The organism is Ruminococcus sp., from assembly GCF_024684275.1.
Genome location: NZ_JAIKXF010000014.1, coordinates 1 through 18,537, shown reverse-complemented (window position 1 = coordinate 18,537; position 18,537 = coordinate 1). Strand labels below are relative to the sequence as shown.

11 protein-coding genes are annotated in these 18,537 nt (G+C 47.3%); 8 read left to right on the top strand and 3 right to left on the bottom strand.

The genetic code is table 11. The features are described from left to right. Nucleotides 1-7: 7 nt before the first annotated feature. From K5677_RS01655 to K5677_RS01645, 3 genes are all read right to left on the bottom strand, one after another. On the bottom strand, nt 8-310 hold the full coding sequence (locus K5677_RS01655; protein ID WP_024861539.1) for a phosphopantetheine-binding protein: 303 nt from the start codon (nt 308-310) through the stop codon (nt 8-10). A gap of 67 nt (nt 311-377) precedes the next feature. Continuing rightward, nucleotides 378-1,268, bottom strand: a complete 891-nt coding sequence (locus K5677_RS01650; protein WP_296723924.1) for an ACP S-malonyltransferase — start codon at nt 1,266-1,268, stop codon at nt 378-380. 316 nt (nt 1,269-1,584) lie between these two features. Then, a complete protein-coding gene (locus tag K5677_RS01645) occupies nt 1,585-2,772 on the bottom strand; it encodes an ECF transporter S component (protein ID WP_296723919.1) in 1,188 nt (395 codons plus the stop codon). Between the two features lie 512 nt (nt 2,773-3,284). Between K5677_RS01645 and K5677_RS01640 the strand changes: the two genes are divergently transcribed. The 8 genes from K5677_RS01640 (at nt 3,285) to K5677_RS01605 (ending at nt 18,533) form a co-directional block, all read left to right on the top strand. Further along, on the top strand, nt 3,285-10,706 hold the full coding sequence (locus tag K5677_RS01640) for a SpaA isopeptide-forming pilin-related protein (RefSeq protein ID WP_296723917.1): 7,422 nt from the start codon (nt 3,285-3,287) through the stop codon (nt 10,704-10,706). Nucleotides 10,707-10,864: 158 nt separating this feature from the next. Next, nucleotides 10,865-11,419 (top strand): sigma-70 family RNA polymerase sigma factor, encoded by a 555-nt coding sequence (locus K5677_RS01635; RefSeq protein ID WP_296723914.1) that lies wholly within the window; start codon nt 10,865-10,867, stop codon nt 11,417-11,419. Next, complete coding sequence (locus tag K5677_RS01630) at nt 11,412-12,344, top strand: hypothetical protein (protein ID WP_296723912.1); 933 nt, start codon at nt 11,412-11,414, stop codon at nt 12,342-12,344. Before K5677_RS01635 ends, K5677_RS01630 begins: the two co-directional genes overlap by 8 nt. Nucleotides 12,345-12,632: 288 nt before the next feature. Beyond that, nucleotides 12,633-13,559 (top strand): magnesium transporter CorA family protein, encoded by a 927-nt coding sequence (locus tag K5677_RS01625; protein ID WP_366848726.1) that lies wholly within the window; start codon nt 12,633-12,635, stop codon nt 13,557-13,559. A 474-nt stretch (nt 13,560-14,033) separates the two neighbouring features. Continuing rightward, complete coding sequence (locus K5677_RS01620) at nt 14,034-15,491, top strand: FAD-binding protein (protein WP_296723908.1); 1,458 nt, start codon at nt 14,034-14,036, stop codon at nt 15,489-15,491. A gap of 45 nt (nt 15,492-15,536) precedes the next feature. Then, entirely contained in the window at nt 15,537-16,865 is a 1,329-nt protein-coding gene (locus K5677_RS01615) for a D-alanyl-D-alanine carboxypeptidase family protein (protein ID WP_296723906.1), read from the top strand. 367 nt (nt 16,866-17,232) lie between these two features. Next, nucleotides 17,233-18,072, top strand: coding sequence for a carboxylating nicotinate-nucleotide diphosphorylase (nadC, locus tag K5677_RS01610; protein ID WP_296723904.1), 840 nt, complete (start codon nt 17,233-17,235; stop codon nt 18,070-18,072). Between the two features lie 137 nt (nt 18,073-18,209). Then, complete coding sequence (locus tag K5677_RS01605) at nt 18,210-18,533, top strand: hypothetical protein (RefSeq protein WP_296723903.1); 324 nt, start codon at nt 18,210-18,212, stop codon at nt 18,531-18,533. Nucleotides 18,534-18,537: the final 4 nt, after the last annotated feature.

The window sequence follows — 18,537 nt, the reverse complement described above, 5'->3', positions numbered from 1 at the left end:
CTGTCACTTACTGGTTAACGATGTCGTTGCCGTACTGATAGATCTTGCAGAACATATCAACTACGTCGCTCATTGTATCCATAGGTGACTTGAGCATATACTTGCCGATGCTCTGGAGCTTGATGTCGAGGTCGTACTTGTCAGCAGTCATCTCGATGAGCTCAACGAACATGAGTGAGTCGCTTCCGAGGTCTTCCTGTGGGTTTGTATCCATAGTGATCTCGTCCTTCTCAACTTCACATTCTTCTGCATAGTAATCAAAGATCATGTCCTTGATTTCCTGTCTGATTTCTTCTGTGATCTCTCTCATAATGATTTCCTCCATCAATGATAATCTTGTCTTATTCCCTTTCAATGGGTGTTTGCTATATGAAAATTTACATATCCTCAAGGGTGTAAATTTTACATTTTCTGCTTACACGTGAGAACTTGCTCACTGCGCCGTTTGCGCTCACATCGAAGAACTCGGTGACACCCAGCTCTTCAAGCCTGCTTATTGCCAGATCCCAGCGGATCGGCGTATAGACGTTGAGCTGATTCTCGCGCATTACCTGACGTCCCTCTGTCATTACCTCTCTGTCGAAGATAGAGAGTATGGGATAAACGGGAGCGCTGTATTCTATAGAGCCGCAGAAATCCACGTACTCCTGTGAATATTTCTTCATTACGGGGTGGTGATAGGCAACGCCTGTACCGAAGCTGAAAGCCTTGATAGCACCCTCGTTCTGACATAAAAGAAGCGCCTTTTCAACTGCGTCGGCGCGTCCGCTCACCATGACATGGAACTTTGAGTTACCGCTTCCGATGACAATTTCATCGGGTGAGAATCTGTCCTTGAACATTTCTTCGATATCGCTGTATGAGAAGCCTATAACGATGCCCATATCCAGCTTTTCGTTGTTCCTCTCAAGACAGCGCATCGTAGCGCGGTTCATCATGATGATATCGTGTGCGAATTCGTGGGGCACAGAGCCGAAGCAGCCGCTTATGCTGACTATTCCCGAGCTGTATCCTGCGCCTATATCGGGGATTATGCCCTTGTCTATGTAGTGCTCAAAAACGACTCTGTCGCAGATGAGTGAGATTATCCACTCAGCTACTCTTCCGTCGTAAGCCTTGTTCTTTTCTAAGTCCTTGTTGAGACCGAGCCTGCCGAATGCAGTATCTAAGTAATACTCGTATTTATCCATGAGTTCGGGCGGCAGCTTCACAAGAAGCTTTTCGGGTTTTGATCCGATGCCGTTGAACAGGAATGCTCTGTTGTACATTTATTATGCTCCTTATTAATTATACATACATCAATTATACATACATCTTATCATCAATTTTGCGCGCTGTCAATAGGAAAAAAGCCCTTTTGGAAATGTTTGGGAAAAGATATAAAAATAGTTTGCCCTACCAATAATTTTTTATAAAATAGTCCGATTATACTGGCAGTAATTATTTTGAGTGTGCTGTTCCATAGGTTCAGACGAGCTTTCCAGAATGGTAAAATGATGCGAATCATGGTCGTTTGGTGACATTCTGCGTCAGTGCAGCCGGCGCATAAAAAAGCCCTTCCGTGTATGGAAAGGCTTTCAGCATTTAGTCCTTGAGATTTTCGGGAGTCTTTATCAGCTTTGCTTTGAAGAGGGCAGTGCCGATAAGTGTTGAGAATACTGTTGAGATGACCATTTCAAACAATGCGTTGATACCGACAGCGGTGATTATGAAGAGCAGTATGCTCTTGCCGCCTCTGAGCCTGTCGATGTAGTTGAATTTCTTGTATACCTTGAGTGTATATTCGCCGTCGTTCAAGCCTCTGAGCGAAGCTGTCGGCTCTGTGAATTTAGCGGTCTTGCCGCTGATAGCTTTGCCGTTGATGACTGCTCCCTTGAGCTTGTCCGAGGTGAGCACGAACTTTTCAGCGGTGTCTGCTGTTGCAGGGAGAACATCATTTGTATCGCCTACTGAGAGGACGAGGTCGCTGCCGAACTGTACATAGCGCTTATCTGACGAAAACTCTACATCTTTGCCTGCATTATCCTTTACCTGTGAGATAACGCCGCTGCTGACAGTGATAGTGTACTTGTTGTCAAGACCTGTAGCTGTGTGGTTAAAGAGTATTACCAGAGCTCCCATAAAGAAGATAGTGTTGAGGATAGCTGCCGAGAAGCCTGCAATACCGCATGACTGCTGTACCTTTGAGAGGTCCTTCTTGTTGACGAACCAGAACATTGCAGCGAATCCGACAGCAAACACGGCGATAAGCGTGAGTGCAATGGGGAGGCCTGATGTGATGAAGTTATACATTCCCTCGGACATATTGTACTTGCCGTCCTTATCGTAGCAGATAAGCAGCATTACAGAAAGGAAGAGTCCGATGAGGACGATGCCCGAAACTATGCCCGAGATAACGGACAGAGCTTTCTTTGAGTTTATTTTTGAAAGAACCGAGAAAATAAGACCTACCAGCAGTCCGTCGAGTGCTCTCGGCACAACGCGCTGAATGAAGGTGAGTGTCGGGCTTATTTCCAGTGTAGCAGCTCCCATTCCGCTGAGAACTCCGATGCCGAAGCACTGAAGGAAGCTGAAGATTCCGAATACGAGTCCCAGGATAAGTCCGCCTGTTGGTCCGAGTGCGATGGCGGCTATTGCGATTGGGATAATGTTCAGGGTGATCGACAGTGGTCCGATTGGGATAGAGCCGATAGGTGTAAGTGAGAACAATGCGACGATAGCTGTCAGCAGTCCCAGAAGCACCAGTGACCGAACATTGATTTTCTTTTCCATATTAAATTTTCCTCCTTGTTACTACTCCTCATGCGAGGATATAATACAATATAAATATCATATCACCTTTTATAAAATTTGTAAATAGCCCGATTCTCCAGAAAGAAATTAACACGCAGTTCATAATTGGTGCGGATTGCATAAAATTCGACTGCTTGTATAAACAAATCCCACAAAAGCAATACAAGCTGTATAAAAGCGCCTTTGTATCAGTGGAACTGCCCATTTTATGCGAGTCACCCCGCTTTTGATGATGCGTTGACTACATGAAAGGAAACTTTGTTGAACCTGCTGTCAAACACGGAAAAATCTGACCTTTCGACAACAAACTGCACAAAAGTGAAAGAAAAATTTCTAATTATTAGTTAATGTTAAAATATTGCAATTTGTATATGAGTATGTTATAATTAATTTGCAAAAGTCTGTAACTATATCCTGAAGCGTACAAGCGGCAGGAAGTTATTACGGGGAATTGTGGAATCATTTATAGAAACAGAAAGGACGGAATGACCATGAAAAAAACATTGGGGAAGCGCCTGATAAGCGGCGTCACCTCAGGACTTCTGGCTGTGATGTACACGGTGCCGTCAGACCTCGGGCTCTCTGCATATGCAGATGATACCGCTGCTGACGGGCTTCCGATCGTCAACACGCCGTATGAGGAGTCTATGTGGTACAGAGGAAACCCGCTTGGAATAGCAGGCGACTTCCATTTGTTTGCTTTCGATACTATCGAAACAATGAATGACAGTGCTCACATCAACGGTAATATCGCAGCGCCGAATTATCTTGTGGGCGCAAATCACGGACAGCTCAACACAGAAGGCACAGGACGGCTTCTCAACGTCGTCAGAGACTCTTTCAAGTTCAAGGAGGGCGGCGTTTACGATACCACTGCTAAGAACGACGGGGTAAAGGGCTTCTCGCTGGGAAATATGAGCGACTTTATGTTCCCTGCGGACTGTACGCTCTCTATAGGCTATCCCGAGGAGAATCTTCAGTATCCTCAGGATACGAGCTCGGCTGTAAAGCTGAAAACTCCTTCTGCCGATTATACCATAGAGCTGTATACGGGCGGTCCCGGAAAAGCAGAGAGCTATATGGCTCACGCAGGCAGCAAGCTCATCGACTTTGAAAAGGAAAAGGCTAACTACCAGACAAGATCAAAGTCATATGCTTCAATGGGCGAGAGCTATGCAAGCATAACATGGGAGGATAACCCCAACTATAACGAGTACGATCCCGGCAACAATCAGCCGCCTCAGGTCGGTACCCTTATGCTCAATCCCGAGGGTACCAATGTTCTCAATCTGACTGCCGATCAACTCGATCAGTACAGAGGACTGAAGGTGGCAGGCATCAACTTCGAGGACGGCACCTTCAAGGGTGAACAGGCTCTCGTGGTAAATATCGACCTTCAGGGCAAGTCAAAGCTCAGCTGGACTCCCGAATGGACCTACTGGACTATTGCCGAGCCCGCTGAGCACGTTGTCATCAAGGAAAAGGACAGCGCTCTCAACGGTACGAATATCATCTATAACTTCTATAACGCTGCTGAGGAAGGCACTCAGATAATTTACAATGAGGGCTCTTCATGGAACGAGGGCGAGATAGGAAGCGGCGGTACCGCTGAGCCGTGGGGCTGTGTGCTCGCACCTGACTGTGAGGTAGTTCCGAACAACATGAGCGGTACTATCATCGCACAGAATATCCGCCTCCACAATGAGACTCATATGTCTCCTTTCATGAACCCTGTGTCGGAAAAGGAAACTATCGACGTTTCTGCAAAGAAGACATGGAGCGACGGAGATGAAAAGCACAGCAGCGATAAGGTCGAGGTAACTCTTTACCGCGCTGACAAGGCAGGTCTCACAAATGTAAGCGCTGATCCTTCAGCTGAAAAGCTGGACGCAAAGACTCTCGACAGCTCAGATGACTGGACAGCTAAGTGGACAGCACTTCCGAAGGACGACGGCAAGGGCAATACATATTTCTACTATGCTGTGGAAACTCAGGTTCCCGACAAGTACGAGGTATCCTATACAGGAAACGGCGTCGGCGGAGGCAACAGAGAGATCGGCGTTATAAATACTCTCACCGTCGAGTCTGTTCCTGCAAAGCTGAAATTCGTAAAGTATAACGATACTATCAAGATAACCTCTGAGACTGACAGCTCTATCAAGACTGAAAGCTCAAAGAAAAAGCAGGAGGGCGCTGAGTTCACCCTTACTGCCAAGGAGACCGCAGGTGCTAAGCTTGATGAGGGCGTTACATCAAACCTTGACGACGGCACAGCAGCAGCTCCGATATATTCTGCTGATTCGATAAAGTGGACTACGACAGCTACAGACATCGAGTTCACAAACCTCCCGAGCGGCATTTATGTTCTCTCAGAGAAGGCTCCGAGAGGATACCAGTCAATAGACGATGTTGAGTTCAGATTCGACAGCGGAACGGTCACAGTTATCAAGGGAAACAAGGATGTCACCACGGTATCTTCTGATGAAAAGAGCGCTGAGATCGATGTCGTAAACGAGCTCTTCACACTCTCGATCAACAAGGTGGACGAAAACGGCGATCCTCTCATCGGCGCACGTCTCAGACTGAAAGGCGTCACACCGGGCGGCGGAACAGTAAATATGGCAAGCGTCAAGGCTCGCAGCCCTAAGTACTATACTGCTGACGGACGCGGCTGGGACGAAGGCGAGGACCTTGAATACAACATAGACAATGAGGACGGAAGAAGTGCCTTTGAGTGGGTATCCTACGGCTCTGAGATAATCTTTACAGGTCTCCCCGAGGGCGACTATACTGTTGAGGAGGTCAGCGCTCCTGCCGGATATGCACTGTCAGGCGACTTGGTAAAGTTCACTGTATCACGCAAGGACGGCAAGCTCGAGGCTGACAAGAATGGCATCACTATCCCTAACAAGAAGTTAGATTCTTCCATAAAAATAAGCAAGGCTGACGTTGGCGGCGAGATCGTTGAGGGAGCTGAGTTCACTCTTGTAAAGAACGACGGCGACAAGCTGGTCCAGGTGATAACAGATTACTCCGCAGACGATATAAAGGCAATGACTTCAATGACAATGCCTCTCGAGATCAACGGCAAGAACCTTACAGTAAATGATACTGCGGACGGCATGGGCTACACCATAAGCGGTCCTACACTCAGAAACGTAACTGTTGACGGAAATGCAGTTTCCGACGAGCAGAACGTTTATACAGCAACAGGCAAGGCTTCGGGCACAAAGCTCACAGTCGCAGGCATTCGCGGCGGTACATACAAGCTTGAGCTTGAGGACGGACGAGTATTCAATATCGTGGCTGACGCCGATGAGGCAGCTGCTCCTAAGGTAACTGCTTTCAAGGCAGAGAAGCTCAGCGAATACAAGTTCACAGGCGGTGCGGCTGACATAATCGGTCTTGAGGACGGCGATTACGTGCTCAGAGAGACAGCTTCACCCAACGGCTATACAAAGGTAGATTCAGAATTCACATTCACAGTTAAGGACGGCGCAGTTGACAAGTCAAGCGTCAAGTCCGAGACAACAGGTGCAATAAAGGTGGCTGATGACGGTTCGCTCATCATCACAGACAGCATTTCCGAGATAACAATTGACAAGTACTTTGATGCAGACGGCAATACAACTCCTTCGGGCACAACCGACGGCGCTGATATGAAGCTCACATTCAAGATGGCTTCAGGCAAGCCTGCTGTAGTTATCAAGGACGCTGACACTCTTGCAGAGGGCAAGTCTGCTGAGTGGAACACAAAGCCAACTCCTTCCAAGACCTTCAAGGGCCTTATGGACGGCGAGTATGTTCTCGAGGAGGTAAATGCTCCTAAGGGCTACGAAAAGGCAGCTGCTAAGACATTTACTATCGAGGACGGCGTTATAAAGGACGCTTCTTCCAATAAGGAAAGCCTCCTTAACGTAAAGAAGAACACTATCGTGCTTGACAAGCAGGCTCTCGGCGGTACACCTATCCCCGAGGAGGCAGGCAAGGCTAAGTTCACACTTATTGCAGGCGAGGGCTCAGACCTCAGCGGCGTAAGCATAAACGACGGCGACGAGCTGGGCGAGGGAGTTAAGTCTTCCGAGTTCGACGGCAACGTTGCAACATTCATGGGACTCAAGGACGGTACATATACTCTCCGTGAGGATACCGCTCCTACAGGCTTCTCAGTAGTAAGCGACTTTACATTTACTGTAAAGGAAGGCAAGGTAACAGATGTATCATCTGTAACAACAGGCAGAGCTTATGTTGACGAAAAGGGCAAGCTGGTCGTTGAGGACGCTCCTGTGCTGAACATCAGCAAGACTGACCTCGGCGGCAAGGAGATAACAGACGGCGCAGCAGAGTTCACTCTTACAGCTAAGGATTCAGACGGCTCTCTCGCAGGCGTCAAGATAAACGGCGGTGAGGCTCTCGGCTCTGTTAAGTCAGCAGCATTCACAGGCAACACAACTAAGATAGAGTACCTCAGGGACGGTAAATACTCACTCAAGGAGGACACAGCTCCCGCAGGCTACTCTATAGTATCCGAATTCACATTCACAGTTAAGAACGGTCTTGTAACTGAGGTCAGCGCTGTAACAGACGGCGTTACCGAGTTATCAAAGGACGGAACTACTGTAACAGTCAAGGATGCTCCTATCATTACTCTCAATAAGACAGACTTAGGCGGCGAGGCTATCGACGAGTCAGCAGGACAGGTCGAGTATCAGCTCACTGCTAAGGACGGCACACTTGAGGGTGTAAAGATAAACGGCGGAGATGCACTGAAGAGCACTGACAAGTCCGCTAAGATAGTTGGCAATATCTCAACTCTTGAACACCTCAAGGACGGCAAGTATACTCTTACAGAGACAGTTGCTCCCGACGGCTACACAGTAGTATCAACATTTGATTTCACTGTAAAGAACGGCATTGTAACAGATGTTACAGCAGCTACAACAGGCGATGTCAAGAAGTCTGATGACGGAAAGACTATCACTGTTGCAGACGACGTTTCAAGAATAACTATCGACAAGAAGGCACTTGGCGCAGAGGAGATTCCCGAGTCCGCAGGTAAGGCAACATTTGTACTTACAGCAGAGGACGAGGGCAAGACACTGGAAGGTGTAACAGTAGGCGACAAGACACTGACAAAGGACGATAAGTCCACAACATTCACAGGCAACAGCACAAAGTTTACAGGTCTGAAGGACGGCAAGTACAGTCTCGAAGAGACAGTTGCTCCTAATGGCTATTCAGTAGTTTCCAAGTTCACATTTACTATTGAAAATGGTCTGGTCACAAAGGTTGACGCTGTAACAAACGGCAAGACCTCATTTGCTGAGGGCGGCGATAAACTCATTATTGAGGACGCTAACTATATAACTATCAGCAAAATGGATATTACAGGCGAGAACGAGATCAAGGGAGCTACACTTGAAATAACAAATCCCGACGTTGACTGGACTTCTATCGTTGCGGCTAACAGCAGCGATAAGGACTTCGTACAGGTTTACGACAGCGATAAGAATGTTATCGGTATCCAGTGGGTATCAGGCGATACTGCAAAGATCGTACAGGCACTCAAGGACGGTAAATACACGCTCAGGGAAACAGGCGAACAGTTCACAAGCGGCGGAAAGGTCTATGATGTAATTTCTTCCGAACTGGAGTTCACTATCAAGAACAGCAAGATAGTTGACGCAAGCGGTAAGGACATCAAGGCTGACCACGACAAGACATCAGCTGACGGCTACTACTTAGTAGATAAGGCAGGCAATGCTATCGAGGTTTGTGATGCTCAGGCAACGACTACAACTACCACAACGACTACTACTACAACCACAACAACTACTACCACCACCACTACAACAACTACTACTACATCAACAACCTCAACAACAAGCACAACAACTCCTACAACGACAACTACTACATCAACAACAACATCTACTACAACCACAACTACTACATCAACCACAACCACCACAACTACAACAACTACTACGACCACAACAACAACTACAACAACAACTACTACCACTACCACAACAACTACTGCCACAACTACAGCGACTACAACAACTACACTTGCTAAGGTCAATATCAACAAGGTAGATGACCTCAACGGCAAGGAGGTCAAGGGCGCTAAGATCACCCTTACAGGTAAGGACGCAGACGGCAAGGCTATCACCTTCAAGGACGGCCAGCTCAATGTGGGCAAGGGCGGCGAGGCTGTAAACAGCGTCGGAAGTGCTCTTGTATGGCTCTCAGGCGACGAAAAGACTATCGTATCAGTTGAAGACGGTACCTATGTACTCGATGAGCTTGCAGCTCCGAACGGATACGAGACAGCAACAAAGATAACATTTGTTGTCAAGGACGGCAAGGTAGTAAGCGGCGGCAAGTCCGATAATACAGTTGAAATGGTAGATAAGAGAATTGTAACTACAACGACTACTACCACCACAACAACTACTACCACAACTACATCAACCACTACATCAACAACAAGCACAACAACAACTACTACGACAACTACTACATCAACCACAACATCTACTACAACCACAACGACAACTACATCAACAACCACAACAACTACTGCCACAACTACAGCGACCACAACAACTACACTTGCTAAGGTCAATATCAACAAGGTAGATGACCTCAACGGCAAGGAGGTCAAGGGCGCTAAGCTTACTCTCACAGGTAAGGGCTCAGACGGCAAGGCTATCACCTTCAAGGACGGTCAGCTCAATGTGGGCAAGGGCGGCGAAGCTGTAAACAGCGTCGGAAGTGCTCTTGTATGGCTCTCAGGCGACGAAAAGACTATCGTATCAGTTGCAGACGGAACATATACACTGGAAGAGCTTGCAGCTCCGAATGGATATGAGAAGGCAACAACTGTTACATTCGAGGTCAAGGACGGTAAGGTAGTCAAGGGCGGCAAGTCTGATAACACAGTTGAAATGATAGACGAGATAATCGTTACTACTACAACTACAACAACGACTGCTACCACAACTACTACGACCACTACAACTACGACCTCAACAACAAGCACAACAACTTCTACAACGACAACTACTACATCAACAACATCAACTACAAGCACAACTACAACAACTACTACCACCACAACAACGACTACAACTACAACTACAACCACCACAACCACCACCACAACAACAGCGCCGATAACCACTGTAACAACTACTGTTACTGCTCTGGTGAAGATCGACAAGCAGGATACATACGGTGCAGAGGTGCCCGGTGCTGAGCTCAGCATCTCAGGTAAGGACAAGAACGGCAATGACGTTGAGTTCAAGGACGGCGATATCGAGCTTGGCAAGGACGCTGTATTCGTAAAGAAGACAGGTACAGCTGCTTCATGGATCTCAGGTACATCTGCTACAGAGATAAAGCTTACAGACGGTAACTATACTCTCAGCGAGATAGCTGCTCCTACAGGCTTTGTTGTGGCAACAGATATCGTATTCGAGATCGTGGACGGCAAGGTAGTTTCCGTTGACGGAAAGGCGACCTCCGATCAGACTATCATAATGATAGACGAGGCGATCGTTACCACTACAACAACTGCTGATGTAGCAGGTATGAACCTCTCAAGAACAACTACTACAACAACTACTGCAACTACAACAACATTTACCACAATGGATAATGACGAGGTATCAAGAACCACTACAACTACAGCTGAGACTACTACAACCACAGAAGATACCACAACAACTACAGTTCCTGCAACTACTACAGTAACTACAACAAAGCAGGCAACTACTACAAAGGCTAAGGCTACTACAAATTCTCCTAATACAGGCGTAAAGAGCATCAGTGCAGCATTTGCGATACTCGCACTTGCAGCAGGCAGCGCTTTTGCAGCTCGCAGGGGAAAGAGAAATGATGATTGATCTCTCTGAATGAGATGACATCAGCAATAAGGCTGTCGGACGAAAGTCCGGCAGCTTTCCTTTTATCTGAAAAAATTTCTGTAAAAGTGAAATATTTCCCGAGGGAAATCAAATATATAGATAAGAGGACCTCTCATTCCAGGAAAGGAGGCGCAGCCATGAATGATGCATCAATAATTGAGTTGTTCTTCAAGAGAGATGAAAGGGCGATAGCAGAGCTTAAACATAAATATGAAAGGCTGTGCTTTTATATTGCAGGGAATATCCTTTCCAGCCCCGAGGATATTGAGGAATGTATCAATTCCGCATATTATGAAGCGTGGAACAAGATACCCCCTGACAGCCCTGCCGATCTGAAAAGCTATCTCTGCCATATGGTCAAGAATAAAGCCCTTGACAGGTACAAATATAATTCTGCGGAAAAGCGCAGCAGCGATTTTGCTGTATCTCTTGACGAGCTTTCCGATTGTATCCCCGATTACAGAGAGGACAACGGCGAGGAAAAAGCTCTCGCGGAGGCTATAAGCCGCTTTCTGAGAACACAGGACGAGCTGCACAGGAAAGTATTCGTAAGGCGGTACTGGTACGGTGACAGTATTGCAAGAATATCAGAGTATTATGGTATAAAAGAACGCACGGCTGCTACTTACCTTTTCAGGGTACGCAGGAAGCTGAAAGACTATTTAAAAAAGGAGGGGTACTATAATGGATAAGCGGAAGCTAATCAAGGTCATCGACATTATTGACGAGGACATTATAAAAGAAGCTGAGATAAAAGCAGCTCCGTCATCTGATACCGAAAACGATAATGGCATTGTTGTTTCGGGAGTTGAGCCATATCGCGGAGCAATATGGCGCAGACTTGCAGTGGTTGTCTCGGTAGTTATGCTTATGGCAGGCGTCGGAGCAGGCGGAGCGCTCATGCTGAAAAAAAGACCGCCCTTGCTTGATGAGAATGCCGAGACAACTACCGACGAAACTACAGAAGTCCGATATGTAAATGTGACGCAGAACAAAAACGAGAATAGTATTGCCGAAAGAACAGAGGCGACAACAGAAAAGGCTTCTGAGGAAAAGCAAAAGGAAACAAAGGAAAGCAAGGATATATCGTCGCCAATTGAGACGGAAAACAACGATACCGAGGAAACTACATCAGCTCCCCGTGAGGAGAATAATGAGCCCGAGGAAAGGGAGAATGCTGTCACTGGGGCTAAGACCACACAGCTGCCCGTCCTCACGACTACCGTTACAAAGGCTCAGACTTCGACAAAAAATAGAATAGTAACTACCGCAATAGAGGAAGTGCCGCCTCCCAAAATCATTACCACGGAGCCTGTAACGGAGCGTACGACTCCCGAACACCCACCGGGATATATACCCACTCTCACATGGAATCCCGAGGACGGCGAATGGATCAATAATATGCTGAGCAGCCTTGCATATACGCCCTGGGAATATGACTTCCATGTTGACGGGCGCCCTCCCGAGGCTTATATCAAAGGAAGCGACGGAAATTCATATGAGCTGTACTTCACGTTGAAAGCGGTAAACAGAAACGGGAGGGAACGAGCTCCCATGCCCGACGAGATATACAATTACTTCGGCGGAAGCAGATACGCCAATTACCCTCTTTATTAGAAGAATGGTAATTTTAACAGAAAAATCAGAGTTAAGCCCTCTGTCCTTACGGACGGAGGGCTTTTTCATGCTTTTTTTGAAAAAGTACTTGTAATCGTAAAGGATATTTGCTATAATATTACTGTATCATGAATTTTTGGAGGTGCATTATGAGTTCTGACCCTTATGGGAATTTGAAAAACATTCCACGCTTCGGCAGACGATAATGCTCTCGTCCCTTTGCCGAAGTGAATTTCGGCGAAAGGAGCAGGGAAGTCCTGCAATGGCGCAGGCTGTCCCGAAATGAAAATGATAAATTTCTACAGTTATATCAACGGCTCGCTGACACAGTGCGAGGCTCCGTCTGCCGGCTGTTGGATCTCGGTTGTTGATCCGACTCCCACGGAAGTTAAGGAGCTTATCGAGGACTACGGTCTGGACAGCGGCTTCGTCAAGTCCGCTCTCGATGAGGAGGAGTCGTCCCGTATCGAGCGCGAGGACGCTCAGACACTGGTCATCATAGATACTCCTGTATCGGCTGTTGACGAGGACAAGACCAAAAACTTCTATACCCTGCCAATGGGTATAATCGTTACGGAGGAGTATGTTTTTACTATCTCTATCCGTGAAACTCAGATAATAAGCGAGGCAAAGAGAGGCGGAATACGCAATCTCCGCCCCGATTTCAAGACCAGATTCGTGCTTCAGATACTGCTGAGGATATCCGCTCTGTTCCTTACCTACCTGAAACAGATAGATAAGATCTCATCGGCTGCCGAGCAGGAACTCCACGACGCCATGAAGAACGAGCTTCTCATGCAGCTCCTTGCGCTGGAGAAGTCTCTCGTATATTTCTCGACTTCACTGAAAGCCAATGAAGCCACTATCGAAAAGATATTCCGCGGCAGAGTAATAAAGCTCTATGATGAGGATCAGGACCTTCTTGAGGACGTTCTCATCGAGATGAAGCAGGCTATCGAGATGGCAAGCATCTACTCGGGTATCCTTTCCAGTATGATGGACGGCTTTTCGTCGATAATCTCAAATAACCAGAGTATCGTTATGTGGAGACTTACTATCGTTACAATCATACTTGAGATACCAAATATCATGTTTGCCTTCTATGGTATCAATACAGTTGATCTGCCCATGCCGTATACATGGTTCGCAATATCTCTCACAGCACTTCTGACGGGAATAACCGCATTTGTGCTGCTGAAATGGAAGAAGAAATAGCTTGTAGGGGCGGATATTATCCGCCCTTTTGTTATGCCCTGTAAATTGAGGATGTAGGGGCTGGCGTCCTCGACAGCCAATTAGGGACGCCCTCTCTTGCAGGGCGTCCCTCTTTTCAAAACAGTCCACCGGACTGTTTTGAAAATTCACCCTTGCGGTGACTCCCTGTAGTACAGGGAGATGTCAGCGTAGCTGACAGAGGGTACTCGCTCCTGTTAGGAGCGCTTTGTAACTGTGGGGTTACTCCCCACAGTGTGGGGAGATGTCGCACGGCGACAAAGGGGACGGGCTTGTTAAGCTTTGCCCCACACCCCACAAGGGCTGTCAGCCCTTGACCTGACCAAAGGAACACAGTCCCTTTGGAATCCCGTTCATAGATTTATCATGTTATTGCGCAAAATTTGGATTTACTTTTCAAAACAAGTGTGGTATAATAAAAATGTATAGATTATTATGTAAAGGACGGTTCATATCATGTCCAAGAATTATGATGTCATTATAGCAGGCTGCGGTGCAGCAGGTCTCTACGCGGCTATCAATCTCCCGAAGGAGCTCAATATCCTTATCCTCTGCAAGCGCGACCTGCCGCTGTGCAACTCATCACTTGCTCAGGGCGGTATCGCAGGCGTTTATAACTCTCCCACGGATAATATCCAGTATCACCAGAATGATACGCTTATCGCAGGAAGCTTCAAGAACAATGTCGAGGCTGTTCATACCCTTGTAAGCGAGGCTGCACAGGATATCGAGCATATCATCGAGCTGGGCGTTGAGTTCGACAAGAATCCCGACGGCACTTACCACCGCACCCTTGAGGGCGGTCACAGCCACCACCGTATCTTCCACCACGCTGACGCTACAGGCAAGGAGATAACATCAACTCTTCTTGAAAACGTTCAGAAGCTAAGCAATGTGACTATCATGGAGAATACAATAATGTGCAGCGTAAAGCGCACGAGTACAGGCTATTCTGCATTTCTCAGGCTGCCCGATGACAGCTATGAGACCTGCAACTGTCACTTTATGATACTGGCTACAGGCGGTATCGGCAGAGTATACCAGTTTACAACAAACTCCGCTATCGCAACAGGCGACGGTATCACCTTTGCCTACGAAATGGGAGCTAAGATAAAGAACCTCAGCTATGTGCAGTTCCATCCCACAGCTTTCAATAACCGCGCTACCCGTGAGTGCTTCCTTATATCAGAGGCTGTACGCGGCGAGGGAGCTTACCTACTCAACTGCAAGAAGGAGCGCTTCATGCACAACTATGACGAGCGCTTGGAGCTTGCGCCAAGAGATGTAGTTTCTCATGCCATAATTCTTGAATCACGCAAGCAGAATTCTACCGACTTTTATCTCGACATAAGCTATAAGGACAGCGAATTTCTCAAGAACCGCTTCCCGATGATATACAAGAACCTGCTGGAGCAGGGATATGACCTGACTAAGGAGCCTGTGCCTATATTCCCGTGCCAGCACTACCTTATGGGCGGTATCGACGTTGATAATAACTCCGAGACCAGCCTGCCCAACCTCTATGCCTGCGGCGAATGCTCACATACGGGAGTTCACGGCAGCAACCGCCTTGCCAGCAATTCGCTCCTTGAAGCTCTTGTTTTCTCGCGCCATGCAGCAAATAGCATCGCTTCCAAAATGGCAGATGCGCCAAAGGACTTTGAGGAGGCTGAGTTTGACGCTCATATAGGAGCTTCGCGCATACCAAAGGGAGTACGTACAGAGACAAGAAAGATACTCCAGAACTGCTATTTCGTTATCCCCGATAAAAAGGCTGCGGCGGAGGGCTTCAAGCGTGTAAAGGAGATACGCGACGACCTTATAAACGGCGGATACTTTGTTGATGCGGACTTTGTTCTTGCAAAGTCTATCGTTACTGTGGCTTACATTATTCTCGGCGAGGTAATGCAGTAAGCAGATTTCTTTGACATTATTTGTGAGGTGATATCTGTGACAAGAATGGGACGTTTTACAGCTTCCGCAGTAACAGCTGCGGTCATTGCAGGCTATGCTCAGCCATTTGCAGCATTAGGAGCTTCAACTCTTATACACGGCGATATAAGCCGCGATGACAGGGTATCCGTCGCAGATATCGTACTACTGAAAAACTATCTGCTGGGACGCTACGGTCTCAACGAGAATCAGTCCATAGCCGCTGATATAAACTGCGACGGCAATATCGACTCATTTGACCTTGCCGAAATGCAGGATATAATTATCAGGAGCAGAAATAAGCTCCCAACAGGCACATGGATAGGTGACATAGCAGGCGGCAAGAGATATTTCAGCTTCGGCGACGGAAAGGGAACTGTAATTGACCCGACTGCCGGCAGCACAAGCGAATTTGCCATTGAGTGCGACGAGGATATTGTCGTTATGAAAATGAAAGGCGGCGATACTGTTACCGCTTTCATCACATGGAGCGATGATGATTCCTTTACGCTGAAATGGGAGTACGGCAGGACTGAAACATTCCGTTATTTCTGCGACAACAGCATAAAATCATCGGAGCTCCTCACGGGGCGCTGGGTAAGTACAAACGGCAGCGTTTATGAGATAAACGGGCTCAGCGGAAAGCGCACGGATAAGAACGGGTATATCAGCCGCTTTGAGTACGCTCCCAACGGTGAGAATATCGTTTTTCACTTCGGCAGCACTGACAATAATACTGCCGGAAAGATAACCCACAATGACTCTATGCATTTTGCGATACTCTGGGCTAACGGTGAACTGGAGACATTCACAAAGCAGAAGATAGAGGTGAAGAACGGCATAACCTACGTGAACGGCATACTCATTGCCAATAAGACCTATGCCCTGCCAAAGGACTACAATCCCGGGAAGATACTTCCCGATGCTCAGGCGGCTTTCAATACCATGCAGGCTGACGCAAAAAATGCAGGACTGAGCCTTAGTATATGCTCGGGCTTCCGCTCATACGATTATCAGAATCAGCTTTACAACGGTTACGTTGCCCGTGACGGAAAGACTGCGGCTGATACATATTCTGCAAGGGCAGGACATTCCGAGCATCAGACGGGACTTGCAATGGATATAAACTATGCAAGCTCCGCATTCACGAATACTCCCGAGGCAAAGTGGCTTGCGGCGAATTGCTATAAGTATGGCTTTATACTCCGATACCCCAAGGGCAAGGAGAATATAACAGGCTATATGTACGAGTCGTGGCACGTCCGCTATCTCGGAAAGCAGCTTGCAAAGGAGGTCTATGATTCGGGACTTACCTTAGAGGAGTTCCTGTGTATCGACTCGAAGTACAAATCGTAAATCAGTTGAGAGTTTAGAGTGTAGAGTTGAGAGTTTATGTGTTCGCTTCGCTCACATTATTTAAATAATATCGCCGCAGGCGATACCATAACTTTCAACTCTTAACTCTCAATTCTCAACTTTTCACTTTTTAAGATTCAAACGAAAGTAAAAAATGTAGGGGACGGCGTCCTCGACGTCCCTTTAGGGAACGCCCTGCAAGTGAGGGCGTCCCTTAACGGGGCGATGTGGTCATCGCCCCTACAATGCCAATTTTTCGGGACGCCGAGGGCGGCGTCCCCTACATTAGCTAATGGCTAATGGCTCACGGCTAAAATCAAAATTTAGCTTTGCTAAATTTTGATTTACAACAGAAAGGAAGATATTAATGAAGCTTTTACAATGCTATGTTGATAATATAATCACTACTGCCCTCATGGAGGACATAAACTACATCGACGCTGCGGCAGATAACCTTATCCCTGCCGACCACAGAAGCTCCGCTTACTACGTTGCAAAGGATACAGGCGTAGTCTGCGGTATCGAGGTGGCAAAGAGAGTTTTTGACCTTGCAGGCGGCGATGTGGACTTCAAAATTCTCCTTCAGGACGGCACAAAGGTTCAGAAGGGCGATATAATCGCAGAGCTTGAAGGAAGCACACTCACACTTCTAAAGGGCGAGAGGACTGCGCTGAACCTCTTGCAGCATATGTCGGGTATAGCTACTGCCACAAACAAGTGCGTTGAGCTGGTAAAGGGCACAAAGGCAGCCGTTACCGACACAAGAAAGACTCTCCCGGGACTTCGCGCACTCCAGAAGTACGCGGTAACAGTGGGCGGCGGAAAGAACCACCGCTTCAATCTCTCCGACGCGGCAATGCTCAAGGACAACCACATTGACGCTTACGGCGGAATCACTGCGGCTGTGAATGCGCTCCGTGAGAAGATAGGTCACACGGTTAAGATTGAAGTTGAAGTGCGTACACTGGACGAGCTTCGTGAGGCACTTGCGACAGGCGTTGAGATTATCATGCTGGACAATATGAGCTGTGACGAGATGAAGCAGGCTGTTGAGATAGCAGGCGGCAAGGCTCTCCTTGAAGCTTCGGGCAATGTTACCTCTGAGAATATCCGCTCTGTGGCTGAGACAGGCGTGGATATAATCTCACTCGGTGCCCTTACTCATTCCGTTAAGTGCTTCGATATCTCCATGAAGATAAAGAAGTAAGTAGTGAGTAGAAAGTAGTAAGTAGTAGGGGCGGATATTATTTGCCCGAGGTGTAGGGGACGGCGTCCTCGACGTCCCACAAAATCATATTATGTAGGGGCTGCCTTTGGCAGCCCTAAAAAAATAGGGGGCTTATAATGGAACTGACAGTCTGGCTTATGCTTACGATACCCATAGGCATATTTTTTACCTGTTTTGGTATATACGCATGGAAACGCAAAAAGCCCATGTGGTTCTGGTCGGGAAAAGAAGTCAAAGAAAATGAAATATCGGATATTCCTGCCTATAACAAAGCAAACGGGCTTATGTGGACAGCTTTTTCTGCTGTATTCTGGGCAGGCGCGGTTCTTGGGCTGTTTCAGCTTGATATTGCAGGAATAGTTGTCGCTGTGGGAACTATCGTCGGGATACCTGTACTGTTTCTTACTTATAAAAGGATATATTCAAAATATAAGCGCTGAATAT